We start from the raw sequence: 13,343 nt of genomic DNA, 5'->3' as shown, positions 1-13,343 counted from the left end.
GACCCGGAACGGGGTGCGGGTCAGCCCTTCGGCTCGAGGTGCACCAGCGGGATCTCCCGCTCGGTGCTGCGCTGGTAGCCGGCGTAGTTGCGGTACTTCCCGGTGATCGTCGGCCAGAGCTCGGCCCGCTCCTCGGGGGACGCGACCCGGGCGTGCATCGGCACCCGCGGACCACCCTGCACCGCGACCTCGACGTCGGGGTTCGCCCGCAGGTTCAGGAACCAGGCCGGGTGCTTGTCGTCCCCGCCGCGGGAGGCGACGACGACGTAGCGTCCGTCGCCGTGCACGGGCGCGGTCAGCAGCACGGTGCGCGGCTCGCCGGTCCGCCGGCCGGTGGTGGTGAGCTCCACGACCGGCATGCCCATCGTCGAGTAGCCGACCTTGCCACCGGTGAGCTTGATCAGCAGGCGGTGACCGGCGTTCATCGCCTTCAGCGCGAAGTCCGGAGGGTTCATGCGGTCGAGCCTACTCGCGGGTAGGACATCGGGTCCCGATCAGCCGGCGACCTTCTCCAGGGCCGGCCGGAGCTGGTCGAGCAGCCACCCGGTCGAGACCGGGTTCGGCGCCTGCAGCGCCACGGCCGTGTCGAGGTCGATCGGGACGTAGTTGCCCTCCTGCACCGCGCGCACCCGCTGCACCAGCTCGTTCCCCTCGAACGTCGCCCGGTCGTCGGCACCGGCGAAGGTCATGATGAGCAGATCGGCGTCGGAGAGCCGGCCGACCTCCTCGTAGGACACGCCGACGGTGCCGGGCGCGAGATCGTCGGAGGCGGGAGCGTCCTTGAACGACGGCGGGACGTCCAGGCCCAGCGCCCGCATGAACACCGTCGACTGGTTCTGCTCACCGACGACCATCGGCAGGATCTCGCCGCGCGCCTGGCCGTAGAGGTAGGTCTTCCCGGCGAGCCCAGGGAGCTGATCGCGGACCTCGGCGAGCTGCCCCTCGGCGGTGGCGATCAGCTCCTCGACCTTCTCCTCCTCGCCGATCGCGCGGCCGACCTGGCGGGCGTCGTCCTGCATGGAGGCGGCGTAGAGGCCCTCGGTCGGGGCGACGACCGGGGCGATCGCGGAGAGCTGGTCGTAGGTCGCCCGGTCGGCGACCTGCCACGCGGACACCGCGAGGATCACGTCCGGATCGAAGGTGGCGATCTGCTCGGCCGAGATCGTGGGGGTCTCGCCGCTGATCGACAGCACCTCCGCGGGCAGCGGATCGAGATACGGCAGCGCCGGGCCGGACCCGCTCACGTTCTGCACGGCTCCGACGATCGGGGCGTCCACCGCCTGGGCCACGGCCAGGTCGTTGGCGCCGAGCGCGACGATGCGCTGCGGCTTCTCGGGGATCGTCGTCTCGCCGAAGGCGTGCGTGATCGTCACCGGGAACCGGCCGTCGGCGGGGTCCGCCGACGCACCGTCCTCGGACGCGGGGGAGCTGCACCCGGCGAGCACGACCGCGGCCGACAGCAGGGTGGCGACCACGGGGAACCGCCTGAGCGGCAATGACTTCATGAGGTATCCCTTCGGTAAGGCGAGGCAAACCTCTACTCACCCGAGGGGATTGTCAATAGCCGATCAGCCGGCGACCGCAAGTGTCATCGGGAGCACAGCGGGCGCACCTGCCCGGCGGACGGCGCGGGCCGCCACGGTCATCGTCCACCCGGAGTCGACGAGATCGTCGACGAGCAGCAGCGGCCCGTCCACACCGGACAGGTCGGGCAGCGTGCCGGTGTCGAGCGCCGACCACACCGCGGCGAGCCGCTGGGCGGAGTTCTCCTTCGGGCCCGGCCGCTCCCCGGCCGGCGGCAGCGACCCGAGCAGCGGCAGCCGGCCGATCTCGGCGATCCGCCGCGTCAGGTGGTCGAGCTGGTGCGGCCGGGTCCGCGAGCCGATCCCGACCACGCCGACCGGGCGCTGCTCCCACTCCCACCCGGCCAGCACCCGGACCACCGCGTCGAGCACGTCCGCGGGGACCGGCTCGTCCGGCCCGGCGAGCAGCTCGCGCAGCCGGGTGCCCCAGCCGATGTCGGAGAGCCGCCCGACCGCCCGCCCGGGCCCGGCCTGCTCGCCGGCCGCGATCCGGCCGGAGAGCGGGACGTCGAGTTCCTTCATCCCGGACGGCCACATCTTGCGCGGCGGGAGCTCGATCCCGGGGCGGGTCAGCCGCTCGGCCGCCGCCTGCTCGCCGTCGGCCGGCACGTCGTTCGACCACACCGTGCCGGTGCAGGTGTCGCAGCGCCCGCACGGCGTCGGATCCGGGTCGTCGAGCTGGCGGCGCAGGAAGACCAGCCGGCACTCGGACGTCGCGATGTAGTCGAGCATCGCCTGCTGCTCGGCCCGGCGGGCCTCGTTCACCCGCTGGTGCCGCTCGGTGTCGTACACCCACGGCTCGCCGGTGGCGATCCAGCCGCCCTTCACCCGCTTCGCCGCACCGTCGGCGTCGAGCACCTTGAGCAGCATCTCCAGCCGGGTGCGGGACAGGTCCACCCGGGTCTCGATGGACGCCGTCGACTGCGGATGGTCGGACAGCACGTCGAGGGTCTGGCGGACCAGCGGCTCCGCCGGGAACGCCAGGGACGCGAAGTACGCCCAGATGTCGCGGTCCTCCCGGCCCGGCAGCAGTACCACCTCGGCCCGCTCCAGCGCGCGCCCGGCGCGGCCGATCTGCTGGTAGTAGGCGACCGGTGAGGCCGGCGCGCCCAGGTGCACGACGAACCCGAGATCGGGCTTGTCGAAGCCCATGCCGAGCGCGGACGTCGCCACCAGCGCCTTCACCCGGTTCTCCTGCAGGTCGGACTCGGCCGTCAGCCGGTCCTCCGGATCGGTCTTCCCGGAGTAGGAGCGCACCGCGAACCCGCGCTCGCGCAGGAACTCGGCGACCTCGTCGGCGGCCTGCACGGTGAGCGTGTAGACGATCCCGGCGCCGGGCAGCTCGTCGAGCTTCGCGGCCAGCCAGGCCAGCCGCCGCGCCGGGGTGGGCAGCGACACGACGGCCAGCCGCAGCGACTCGCGGTCCAGCGAGCCGCGCAGCACCAGCGTGTCCTGCTGGTCGCGGCCCATCCCGAGCTGCTCGGAGACGTCGGTGACCACCCGGTCGTTCGCGGTCGCCGTCGTCGCCAGTACCGGGATGCCGGGCGGCAGCTCCGCGATCAGCGTGCGCAGCCGCCGGTAGTCCGGCCGGAAGTCGTGCCCCCAGTCGGACACGCAGTGCGCCTCGTCGACCACCAGCATCCCGGCGCTCGCCGCCAGCTTCGGCAGCACCCGGTCCCGGAAGTCGGGGTTGTTCAGCCGCTCCGGGCTGACCAGCAGCACGTCGACGTCGCCCGCCGCGATGTCGGCGTACACCGCGTCCCACTCGTCGGCGTTGGCCGAGTTCACGGTGACCGCGACGATCCCGGACCGGATCGCCGCGTCGATCTGGTTGCGCATCAGCGCGAGCAGCGGCGAGACGATCACCGTCGGCCCGGCGCCCTGCTCGCGCAGCAGCGCCGTGGCCACGAAGTAGACCGCCGACTTGCCCCAGCCGGTGCGCTGCACGACGAGTGCCCGGCGGTGCTGCGCGACGAGCGCGGAGATCGCCGTCCACTGGTCCTCGCGCAGCCGGGCGCCCGGGCCGGCCAGCTGCCCGAGCACCTCCTCCGCCCGCGCCCGCAGCGCGGCGTCCCCCTCAGCCGTCATGCCCGCCATGCTGCACCCACCCCCCGACAGTTCCGCGCGCGCGTCACCGGGCGCCGCGGCGTCGCAGGTACGCCTCGACGCCGTCGAGCACGATCGTGAGCCCGAAGTCGACGTCGGTGTCCGGGTCGGCGGCGCCGAACCCGCCCTCGCCGCCGGCCAGCGCCTCGGTCAGGTGCGGGTAGTCGGCCGGCTCCGCGAGTAGGCGCAGCACGGCCTCGAAGTCGTTCAGCGGGTTCGCCGCCGCCAGCTCGTCCGGGGTGAGTCCGCCGACCGGGGCGTCGGCCGGGAGCCCGCGGGCCCGCCGGGCCCCGGCCGCCGCCGCCCGCCCGGCCTCCACCTGCACCCGGCCCTCGGCGAGCACGTGCTGGGCCAGCAGGCCGATGATCGCCAGCTTCTCCGCGGCGGGCAGGTCGATCCCGCGCAGCACCCCGAACGCCTCGTCCAGCCAGCGCACCCGGTTCGGCCCGGGCTGCACGGTGGCCAGCGGCAGGTCGAGGAACCAGGGCCGGGCGAGCACTGCCTCGATCTGGGTGAGCGTCCAGGCGTGCAGCCCGGACCGCCAGTCACCGGCGTGCGGGGGCATCGCCAGGTCCGCGGCGATGTGGTCGGCGAGCAGGGCCAGCAGCTCGTCCTTGCTCTCGACGTGCCGGTAGAGGGCCATCGCCGAGTAGCCCAGCGCGTCACCGACCCGGGCCATGGACACCGCCGCGAGCCCCTCGGCGTCGGCGATCGCGGCGGCGGCCCGCACGATCGCGTCCACGCTCAGCGCCGGCTTCGGCCCCCGCCGCGGCGGCTCCGCGCGGCCCCACAGCCTCCGCAGCGTCGGCGGGAGGCCGGGATCAGGTTCGTGCTCGCCCATGCCGCCCATCCTCCCGTCCCGATCCGGCGGGACGCCGACGGTGTCCACGGTAAGCAGTTAATGCTATAAACAGTTTGTACCGTAATCAGAAGGGGGACGGCGATGACCGGAACGGATCTCCTCGTGCAGGCCACCGGCCTGCGCAAGAGCTACCGCTCGGTGCGGGTGCTGGACGGCGTCGGCCTGGAGCTCGGCCGCGGCGAGGTGCTCGCCCTGCTCGGCCCGAACGGCGCCGGGAAGACCACCACCGTGCGCATCCTCGGCACGCTGGCCCGCCCGGACGGCGGGACCGCCCGGGTCGCCGGGTTCGACGTGGTGTCCGAGGCCCGCCGGGTGCGCGAGGTCATCGGCCTCACCGGCCAGTACGCGGCCGTCGACGGGAAGCTGACCGGCCGGGAGAACCTGACGATGATGGCCCGGCTGGCGCACCTGCCGCGGCGCGCCGTGCGCCCCCGGGTGGACGAGCTGCTCGACGCCTTCGACCTGGCCGCCGCGGCCGACCGCAGGCTGGACACCTACTCCGGCGGGATGCGCCGCCGGCTCGACCTGGCCGCCGGGCTGGTCCGGCGCCCCCGGGTGCTGTTCCTCGACGAGCCGACCACCGGCCTCGACCCGCGCAGCCGGCGCGGGATGTGGGAGGTGATCGAGCGGGTCGTCGCCGACGGCGCCGGCCTGTTCCTCACCACCCAGTACCTGGAGGAGGCGGACCGGCTCGCCGACCGGGTCGCGATGATCGACTCCGGCCGGGTGGTCGCCGAGGGCACCCCGGCCCAGCTCAAGCGCCGGGTCGGCGACGCGGGCGTCGAGCTCACCTTCGCCGCCGGCCCGGAGGCGACCAGGGTGGCCGCGGCGCTGGGTCTGCCGGTCCCGGGCTCGCGGACGCTGCGGGTGCCCACCGACGGCTCGGTCGGGCACGTGCGGCAGGTGCTCGCCGGCGTCGAACGGACGGGTGCCGTGCCCGAGCAGTGGCAGGTCAGGGCGCCCAGCCTGGACGACGCGTTCCTCGCCCTGACCGGCCGGGCGGCCGGTGGCGATCGCGGGGCCGCGGCGGCCGGTGGCGACCGGGGAGCCGCGGCGTGAGCGCCCCGGTGCAGGCGCGGTGGACGCGGTTCGGCCCGGACACCGCGACCATGACCGGGCGGGCGCTGCGGCTCGCGGGCCGCGATCCCGACGAACTCCTGGTCGCGCTGATCATGCCGACCCTGATCATGCTGATGTTCGTCTACGTCTTCGGCGGCGCGATGGAGGTCGGCACCGACTACCTGACCTACGCCACCCCCGGCGTGATCCTGCTGTGCGCCGGTTTCGGGGCGTCGAACACGGCGATCGCGGTCACCCAGGACATGGCGGACGGGATCATGGACCGGTTCCGGTCGATGCCGGTCGCGAGCGCGACGGTGCTGGCCGGGCACGTGCTGGCGAGCGTGGCGCGCAACCTGGTCACGACGGCCATCGTGCTCGGCGTGGCGGCCCTGATCGGCTTCCGGGCCGACGCCGGCATCGCCGCCGGGCTGGGCGCGGTGGGCGTCGTCACCGCCTACATCCTCGCCATCACCTGCGTGTCGGTGTTCGTCGGCGTCGTGGTGCGCACACCCGCCGCGGCCGGCGGATTCGGGTTCGTGATGCTCTTCCTGCCCTACGTCTCCAGCGCGTTCGTCCCGCCGGAGACGATGCCCGGCTGGCTGCGCGGGTTCGCCGAGGTCCAGCCGGTGACGCCGGTGATCGAGTCGGTCCGCGGGCTGCTGGTGGGCATGGGGTCCGACGGCGCCCCGGCCGTGCGGCTGGGGTCGACGGTGGCGGTCGCGCTGGCCTGGTGCGCCGGCGCGGCCGTGCTGTTCCTCGCGGCGGCGTCCTGGGCGTTCGCCCGGCGCAGCCGGTGAGGCCCGCCGCGGGGTGACCCGGGTCACCCCGCGGCGGGGAGGGGGCGGCGCCGCGTCCGGGAGCAGGGCAGGATGATCGCCGTGACCCCACGCGACGCGACCCACCAGCCCGCGTTCGGTTCGGTGGCCGACGTGGTGGAGCGGCTCGGGGACGCCGGCTACCTGGCGTCCACGGCGGTCGCGACCACGGTGTTCCTCGCCGACCGGCTCGGGAAGCCGCTGCTGGTGGAGGGCCCGGCCGGGGTCGGCAAGACCGAGCTGGCGAAGGCGGTGGCGGCGGCGACCGACGCCGGGCTGGTGCGGCTGCAGTGCTACGAGGGCATCGACGAGGCCCGCGCGCTCTACGAGTGGAACCACGCCAAGCAGCTGCTGCGGATCACCGCGAGCCGCGGCGAGGAGGGCTGGGACACCACCCGCGACGACGTGTTCTCCGAGGAGTTCCTGCTGCCGCGCCCGCTGCTCACCGCGATCCGCCGCACCGACCCGACGGTGCTGCTGGTCGACGAGATCGACAAGGCCGACGTCGAGGTGGAGGGCCTGCTGCTGGAAGTGCTGTCGGACTTCCAGGTCTCCATCCCCGAGCTCGGGACGGTCACGGCGAACCGGCGGCCGTTCGTGCTGCTCACCTCCAACTCCACCCGCGAGCTGTCCGAGGCGCTCAAGCGGCGCTGCCTGTTCCTGCACCTGGACTTCCCGGATGCCGACCTGGAGCGCCGGATCGTGCTCACCCGGGTCCCGGAGCTGACCGAGCAGCTCACCGACGCGCTGGTCCGCACGGTGCGGGTGCTGCGCGCCATGGAGCTGCGCAAGGTCCCCAGCGTCGCGGAGACCATCGACTGGGGCCGCACGCTGCTCGCGCTCGGCCTGGACACCCTCGACGACGACGCTGTGCGGGCCACCCTGGGGGTCGTGCTCAAGCACCGTTCGGACGCCGACAAGGCGGCCGCCGAGCTGCGACTCAACTGACTCGGACGGACGGTTACCATCCGCCGTCCGGCCGAACAAGAGGGGCGCTCGATGGAGTGAAGATCGGCGATCCGGCGGTACGTCGCGTAACCACGGGGCGCCGCGCCAGTTGAGCCGGTTGACCCCACCGTGACGAACCCGGAGGCCCGACGCCGATGACCGCCGTGCCGGAGCGCGACCGCACCACCCGGGTAGCCCGCCCGGCCCGACCGGCCCGCGGTCACCTCGCCCGGACCGGCGCGGCGGCGGCGGCCGTGCTGGCGCTCGTCGTCGCGGCCGCCGGGACCGCGTCCGCCCAGGAGGGGACCGGGTTCGCGACGCCGGACGAGGCGACCGTCGTGCCCGGCGTGATGACCTACACCGCGGGCGAGGCGCAGTGCACCGCGAACTTCGTGTTCACCGACGGCGCGGACGTCTTCCTCGGGCAGGCCGCGCACTGCGCGGGCACCGGCGCCACCACCGAGATCGACGGCTGCGAGACCGGCTCGCTGCCGCTCGGGACACCGGTCGAGATCGAGGGCGCGGAGCACCCGGGCACGCTGGCCTACTCGTCCTGGCTGACCATGCAGGAGACCGGCGAGACCGATCCGGACGCCTGCCGCTACAACGACTTCGCGCTGGTCCGGATCGACCCGGCCGACATCGGCCGGACCAACCCGACCATGCCGTTCTACGGCGGCCCGACCGGCGTCGACCCGGACGGCACCCGGGCCGGCGATCCCGTCTTCGGCTACGGCAACTCCTCGCTGCGCCAGGGGATCACCGCGCTGCGGCCGAAGACCGGCGTCTCGCTCGGCACCACCGGCGGCGGCTGGACGCACCAGGTCGGCACGGTGCTGCCGGGCATCCCGGGCGACTCCGGCTCGGGCTACCTCTCCGGAGACGGCACCGCGCTCGGCGTGCTGTCCACGCTGAACCTCGCCCCGGTCGCGGGCGCCAACGGGGTGTCCGACCTGCGCAGCGCGCTCGACCACGCGAACGGCCCCGGCGGCTTCGGCGGTGCGCTGCGGCTGGTCACCGGCGAGCTGTCGTTCACCCCGAACCCGGTGCCGGTGGACCTCGGCTGAGGGGTGGAGGACCCCGCGGTGTGGGACCGCGGTGAACGACGACGTCCCGGCCGTCGCTCGGCGGCACGGCCGGGACGTCGCGAAATGTCGGTCCCCTCGCGCATGATGGGTCGGTGACCGCACCGCCGACGTCCGGCCCCGAGCACGGCCTGCCCGGGCATCTCGTCGACTTCGTGTCCGCGCTGCGCCGGCACCACGTCGCCGTCGGGCCGGGGGAGACGGTCGACGCCGCACGCGTGCTCGGCGCGCTCGACCTGCTGCACCGCGATCAGCTCCGCGAGGGGCTCGCCGCGGCGCTGCTGCGCCGGTCCGGCCAGCGCGACACCTTCGACGCGCTGTTCGACCTGTGGTTCCCGCCCGCGCTCGGCGCCGGGGTGTCCGAGGTCGACGTGCCCCGCACCGACGACGCGACCGGCGACGGCACCGGCCCGGTCGACGTCGACGCGCTGCGCGAGATCCTCGCCGATCTGCTCCGCGACGGCGACGAGGAGACCCTGCGCGAGCTGGCCCGCGCGGCGGTCGAGGCGATCGGCACGTCCGGCGCCGCGGGCCAGGGCGTGCGCGGGCAGGCCGCACAGCCCAACTGGTCGGCCTACCAGGCGCTGAACGCGCTCTCCCCGGACACGCTGCTCGCCCGGATCCTGGACGGGCTGCGCCACGAGGAGGACACCGACTTCGTCTCCGAGGTCCGCCGCCGCGAGATGCGGGACCGGATCGCCCGGTTCCGGGACATGGTGCGCGACGAGGTGCGCCGCCGGACGGCCGAGCAGCGCGGCCGCGAGCAGGTCGCCCGCTCGGCGACCCCGAAGCAGCCGGACCGGGTCGACTTCCTCACCGCGAACACCGCCCAGCTCGCCGAGCTGCGCCGCACCGTGCATCCGCTCGCCCGGCGGCTCGCGTCCCGGCTGTCCGCCCGGCGCCGCCGGGCCCACCGCGGCCGGCTGGACCTGCGGCGGACACTGCGGCGGTCGATGTCGACCGGCGGGGTGCCGATGGAGCCCGCGTACCGCACCCGCCGGCCGGGGCGGCCCGAGCTGGTCGTGCTGTGTGACGTGTCCGGGTCCGTCGCCGGCTTCAGCCACTTCACGTTGCTGCTGGTCCAGGCGTTGCGCGAGCAGTTCTCCAAGGTGCGGGTGTTCGCATTCGTGGAGCGCACCGACGAGGTGACGCACCTGTTCGAGCCGGGCGCGGAGCTGGGCGGGGTGATGGCGCGGGTGCTGCGCGAGGCCCGGCTGACCGCGTTCGACGGGCACTCCGACTACGGCAGCGCGTTCGGTGACTTCGTCGAGCACTACGCCGCGGTGATCACCCCGAGAACGTCGCTGCTGGTGCTCGGCGACGGCCGGACCAACTACCGCGATCCGAACCTGCGCGGCCTGGCGATGATGACCGGCCGGGCCCGGCACGCGCACTGGCTGAACCCGGAGCCGCAGCGGATGTGGGGCACCGGGGACTCCGCGGCGAAGAAGTACGCCGAGGTGCTGCCGATGCACGAGTGCCGCACCGCGACCCAGCTCGCCGACGTCGTGGAGGGGCTGCTCCCGGTCTGAGTGCCGCCACCCGGCCGGGTGGACCGGGCGGCGCCCGGATGCGGGCGAGCGGTCCACGGCGCAAGGGTGTCCCCATGAGGATCACCCGGGTGCCGTTCGCGGTGGCATCGTGCGCGGCCGGCCTGCTGCTCGCCGGCTGCGGCGGCGACGGCTGGCCCTCGGCGGCCGGGCCGGTCGCCACCCCGTCGGCGCTGGCGTCGGCGGCGGCGTCCGCGACGCCTGCTCCGGCGACCGGCACCGCCACCGGGACACCCGCGCCGACCGGCGGGAACGAGGACGGGACCGGCCGGTGCACCGACGCCGAGCTGGACGCCGCGGTCGGCGCCACGACCGGGGAGGCCGGCCAGCGGCACACCACGGTCGTCTGGACCAACACCTCGTCGCGGTCCTGCACGACGAGCGGGTTCGGCGGCGTCGACCTGCGCGGTCCGGACGACCCGACCTTCGGCCCGTCGTACTCGCTGCCGCGTTCCGCGGAGCAGCCTGGCCCGGTGCGGCTGGGGCCCGGCGGCACCGCGCACACCGTGATCACCTGGCTGCCGGGCGGCGACTGGACGCCCACCGAGCTGGTCGTGACACCGCCGGACGAGACGACGTCGTCGGTGCTGCGCTGGCCGGGTGCAGCGGTGCAGCGGCAGGGCGGCGCGACCCGGCCGGGCAGCTACATCGGGCCGGTGACCGCCGGGGCCGGCTGACCGGTCAGGGCCAGGGCCGCCACGGCGTGCCGGTGCCCTCGAACCGCGGCACGACGTGCCGGCGGTCCGCGATCCGGTGCAGCGTGTACGCCGACCAGGTGCGCCGGGCCAGCGCGGCCAGCACCAGCACGATCAGCCCGGCCGTGACCGGGCCGAGCCAGGGCAGCGATCCGCTCGCGTTCGCCACGGCGACGACCAGCGGGCCGAGCAGGGCGAACGTCGCCCCGGTGAGCTGCGGCAACCGGGCGTCGGCCTGCACGTCGACGGCGACGAGCCTGCGCTGCTCGGCGTCCGGCGTGCCCCCGGAGCGCAGCACCGCCCGGGCGGTGGCCCGGTCGGTGGCCAGCCCCATGTCCGGGCCGCGGGCGGGCGCGACCCGGGCCGGGGTGCGGGAGGCGTACAGCCACAGCAGCACGACGCCGACCGCGCTCAGCACCCCGCCGGCGACGACACCGGCCAGCAGGTACTCGGCCCGGGACAGCACGTCGGTGGCGACCGAGAACACGACGCAGAACCAGGCGACGCCGACCAGCGCGGCCGCCTTCCCGGCGACGACCGCCCGGGTGGACGGTGGGCGCACCGTCGGCCACGGCCCGGCCGGGGTGACGTGGCCGGTACCGGGCTCCCCGGCCGCCGGCCCGGTACGGGTCCCGTGGTCGGGCCCGTCGGCGGCCGCGGATCCGGCTGCGGGACCGGCACCGGCCGCAGTTCCGGGGCCGGCCTTGCTGCCGGGTCCGGGTCCGGCATTCGGGTAGCTCGGGAGGTCCGGCCGGTCGGCGACGGCGGGGGAGCGGGGGCCGGCAGGTCGGGGAGCCCGGTCACCGGTGTCCGGAGCGCGCATGGCGGCGACGCTACCCGCGGGTCACCCGGGGCCGTCCCGACGGTCTCGGCCGGCTCGGTGGGTGTGCACGTCGCCCCGCCGAACGGCGTGGTCGAGGATCTCCGGCATGGTCCCGGCCCGCCGGGCGGCAGCGGGCAGGCGGCTGCCCGACACGGTGACGACGACCAACCCGACGAACCCGATCGCGATCACGACGGGGCCGAAGAACGTGATCGCGTCGGGATCGGTCCGCACTGCGAGGAGCACGAGCTGGAATCCCACGATGGTGCCGAAGAGGGGCACCTGCCCCACGCTGCTCGACCAGGTGGCGACGGCCACGGCGGCGTGCCGTCGGCCGGCGGCGTCCAGCTCGCGTCCGCCGAGGAGTGTTCGTCGTGCCGCCCGGCGGTCCCGCCACCGGGAGGCCCGCAGCACCTCCGGGTTCGCGACGCGGCTGGGCCAGCTGCCGGACAGCCGCCACGTCGCGACGGCGGACGCGAACAGCAGTACAAGGCCGAACGCCCACACGATCCACTGCCAGGCCGCGAGCCCGTCCACCGCCAGTAGGGCCATCGGCGTCACGGCACCGGCCGCGAACAGCAGGGTGAGACCGCGCTGGAACCAGCGCATCTCCGGCGTCAGCGGGGTCAGCACGGGCCACGTCGTGTCCATCGCCACCACCGTATCCGAGCCGGTTCCGCCGGGTGCGAGGTTAGGCTCGCCTTCCCCATCAGAAAGAGGATCTCCGTGCCCGTCGCAGTACCGCAGTCCACCGTCACTCGCCGGGGGGTGCTGGCCGGAGCCGCCGGCCTGTTCCTGCTCACCGCCTGCGGGGGGAACGACCGCCTGGCCGACACCACCGCTGCCGACACCGCCGGCTTCCCGGTGACGATCCCGCACGCGCTGGGCGAGACGGTGGTCCCCGAACGCCCGCAGCGCGTCGTCACGCTGAGCGCGGCGAACGCAGACGTCGCGCTGGCGCTCGGCGTGGTGCCGGTGGCGATCCCACGGACCGTCTACGGCGGCGACGCCGAGGGAGTGCTGCCCTGGGTGCGCGACGCGATCCAGGCGTCCGGTGGAGAGTTCCCGCAGGTCATCGGCACCGACGATCTCGCGGCGATCCCGCTGGAGCAGGTCGCCGCGGCCCGGCCGGACCTGATCCTCGCGACCTACTCGGGCCTGACCCCCGCGGAGTACGAGCAGCTGTCGGCGATCGCGCCGACCGTCGCCTACCCGGACGCGCCCTACTCCACCGGCTGGCAGGACCAGACCCGGATCGCGGGTGACGCGCTGGGCGAGCCGGAGCGGGCCCGGGAGCTGATCGACGAGACGCAGGCGCTCCTCGGCGGGGCGGTCGAGCGGTTCCCGCAGCTGGCGGGCCGGACCTTCGTCTACTCGGGCGGGATGGACGCCGGTTCGCTCGGCGTGTTCCGGGCCGGCGACGTGCGGGTCCAGCTCGTCACCGACATGGGACTCGTGCTCGCGCCCTACGTCGAGGAGAACGCCCCCGGCGGCGACGAGGTCTACTACACGGTGAGCCCGGAGCTGGTGTCCGGCGTCGAGTCGGACCTGCTCATCGCGTTCTTCGCGACGCCGGAGGAGGAGCAGGCGTTCCGCGACACGCCGGGCGTCGACCTGATCCCGGCGGTGGCGGCCGGCGGTTTCGCGCCGGTGGTCGGCGCCGACCGGGTGGTCGCGAGTTCCGCGCCGTCGGTGCTGTCGATCCCCTGGGTCCTGGACTCCTACCTGCCGATCCTCGGCGAGGCCGCGACGCGGGCCACCTCCTGACGGCGCGCCGCCGCCGACCTGCGACGACCTCGGAGCGTGACGCGATC

At 74.9% G+C, this 13,343-nt stretch carries 13 protein-coding genes; 7 read left to right on the top strand and 6 right to left on the bottom strand.

The window, feature by feature from the left end; translation table 11 throughout:
* Positions 1–20: 20 nt before the first annotated feature.
* From ACVJO7_RS26680 to ACVJO7_RS26665, 4 genes are all read right to left on the bottom strand, one after another.
* Positions 21–455 (bottom strand): nitroreductase family deazaflavin-dependent oxidoreductase, encoded by a 435-nt coding sequence (locus ACVJO7_RS26680; RefSeq protein WP_491675151.1) that lies wholly within the window; start codon positions 453–455, stop codon positions 21–23.
* Positions 456–494: 39 nt separating this feature from the next.
* On the bottom strand, positions 495–1,475 hold the full coding sequence (locus tag ACVJO7_RS26675) for an ABC transporter substrate-binding protein (protein WP_491675150.1): 981 nt from the start codon (positions 1,473–1,475) through the stop codon (positions 495–497).
* Positions 1,476–1,568: 93 nt separating this feature from the next.
* A complete protein-coding gene (locus ACVJO7_RS26670; protein ID WP_491675149.1) occupies positions 1,569–3,680 on the bottom strand; it encodes a RecQ family ATP-dependent DNA helicase in 2,112 nt (703 codons plus the stop codon).
* A gap of 34 nt (positions 3,681–3,714) precedes the next feature.
* Entirely contained in the window at positions 3,715–4,530 is an 816-nt protein-coding gene (locus tag ACVJO7_RS26665; protein ID WP_491675148.1) for a TetR/AcrR family transcriptional regulator, read from the bottom strand.
* A gap of 102 nt (positions 4,531–4,632) precedes the next feature.
* Here ACVJO7_RS26665 and ACVJO7_RS26660 point away from each other — a divergent pair, with 102 nt between their 5' ends.
* The 6 genes from ACVJO7_RS26660 to ACVJO7_RS26635 all read left to right on the top strand — a co-directional run bounded on the left by ACVJO7_RS26660 (position 4,633) and on the right by ACVJO7_RS26635 (position 10,688).
* Complete coding sequence (locus ACVJO7_RS26660) at positions 4,633–5,610, top strand: ATP-binding cassette domain-containing protein (protein WP_491675147.1); 978 nt, start codon at positions 4,633–4,635, stop codon at positions 5,608–5,610.
* A complete protein-coding gene (locus ACVJO7_RS26655) occupies positions 5,607–6,410 on the top strand; it encodes an ABC transporter permease (RefSeq protein WP_491675146.1) in 804 nt (267 codons plus the stop codon). Before ACVJO7_RS26660 ends, ACVJO7_RS26655 begins: the two co-directional genes overlap by 4 nt.
* Before the next feature lie 81 nt (positions 6,411–6,491).
* Entirely contained in the window at positions 6,492–7,376 is an 885-nt protein-coding gene (locus ACVJO7_RS26650) for an AAA family ATPase (protein WP_491675145.1), read from the top strand.
* 155 nt (positions 7,377–7,531) lie between these two features.
* Positions 7,532–8,443 carry a serine protease gene (locus tag ACVJO7_RS26645; protein WP_491675144.1) on the top strand — a complete coding sequence of 304 codons (912 nt, stop codon included), beginning with the start codon at positions 7,532–7,534 and terminating at the stop codon, positions 8,441–8,443.
* 113 nt (positions 8,444–8,556) lie between these two features.
* A complete protein-coding gene (locus tag ACVJO7_RS26640) occupies positions 8,557–9,993 on the top strand; it encodes a vWA domain-containing protein (RefSeq protein ID WP_491675143.1) in 1,437 nt (478 codons plus the stop codon).
* Positions 9,994–10,067: 74 nt separating this feature from the next.
* Positions 10,068–10,688 (top strand): DUF4232 domain-containing protein, encoded by a 621-nt coding sequence (locus tag ACVJO7_RS26635; protein ID WP_491675142.1) that lies wholly within the window; start codon positions 10,068–10,070, stop codon positions 10,686–10,688.
* 4 nt (positions 10,689–10,692) lie between these two features.
* Here the strand turns inward: ACVJO7_RS26635 and ACVJO7_RS26630 are convergent, their stop codons facing one another.
* Positions 10,693–11,529 carry a hypothetical protein gene (locus ACVJO7_RS26630; RefSeq protein ID WP_491675141.1) on the bottom strand — a complete coding sequence of 279 codons (837 nt, stop codon included), beginning with the start codon at positions 11,527–11,529 and terminating at the stop codon, positions 10,693–10,695.
* A gap of 21 nt (positions 11,530–11,550) precedes the next feature.
* On the bottom strand, positions 11,551–12,180 hold the full coding sequence (locus ACVJO7_RS26625) for a hypothetical protein (protein ID WP_491675140.1): 630 nt from the start codon (positions 12,178–12,180) through the stop codon (positions 11,551–11,553).
* A gap of 75 nt (positions 12,181–12,255) precedes the next feature.
* On the opposite strand from ACVJO7_RS26625, the gene ACVJO7_RS26620 reads away from it, so the two are divergent.
* Positions 12,256–13,296 carry an iron-siderophore ABC transporter substrate-binding protein gene (locus tag ACVJO7_RS26620; RefSeq protein ID WP_491675139.1) on the top strand — a complete coding sequence of 347 codons (1,041 nt, stop codon included), beginning with the start codon at positions 12,256–12,258 and terminating at the stop codon, positions 13,294–13,296.
* Positions 13,297–13,343 lie beyond the last annotated feature (47 nt).

The sequence above is a fragment of the Pseudonocardia sp. DxW genome (genome assembly GCF_058448985.1).
Note: the sequence above shows the minus strand (reverse complement) of the source record. Positions and strands in the feature narration are given on the sequence as shown.

Coding starts and splice junctions, on each gene's coding strand:
- ACVJO7_RS26680 (WP_491675151.1), bottom strand. CDS start 455: ATGAACCCTCCGGACTTCGCGCTGAAGGCGATGAACGCCGGTCACCGC.
- ACVJO7_RS26670 (WP_491675149.1), bottom strand. CDS start 3,680: ATGGCGGGCATGACGGCTGAGGGGGACGCCGCGCTGCGGGCGCGGGCG.
- ACVJO7_RS26665 (WP_491675148.1), bottom strand. CDS start 4,530: ATGGGCGAGCACGAACCTGATCCCGGCCTCCCGCCGACGCTGCGGAGG.
- ACVJO7_RS26660 (WP_491675147.1), top strand. CDS start 4,633: ATGACCGGAACGGATCTCCTCGTGCAGGCCACCGGCCTGCGCAAGAGC.
- ACVJO7_RS26645 (WP_491675144.1), top strand. CDS start 7,532: ATGACCGCCGTGCCGGAGCGCGACCGCACCACCCGGGTAGCCCGCCCG.
- ACVJO7_RS26635 (WP_491675142.1), top strand. CDS start 10,068: ATGAGGATCACCCGGGTGCCGTTCGCGGTGGCATCGTGCGCGGCCGGC.
- ACVJO7_RS26630 (WP_491675141.1), bottom strand. CDS start 11,529: ATGCGCGCTCCGGACACCGGTGACCGGGCTCCCCGACCTGCCGGCCCC.
- ACVJO7_RS26625 (WP_491675140.1), bottom strand. CDS start 12,180: ATGGACACGACGTGGCCCGTGCTGACCCCGCTGACGCCGGAGATGCGC.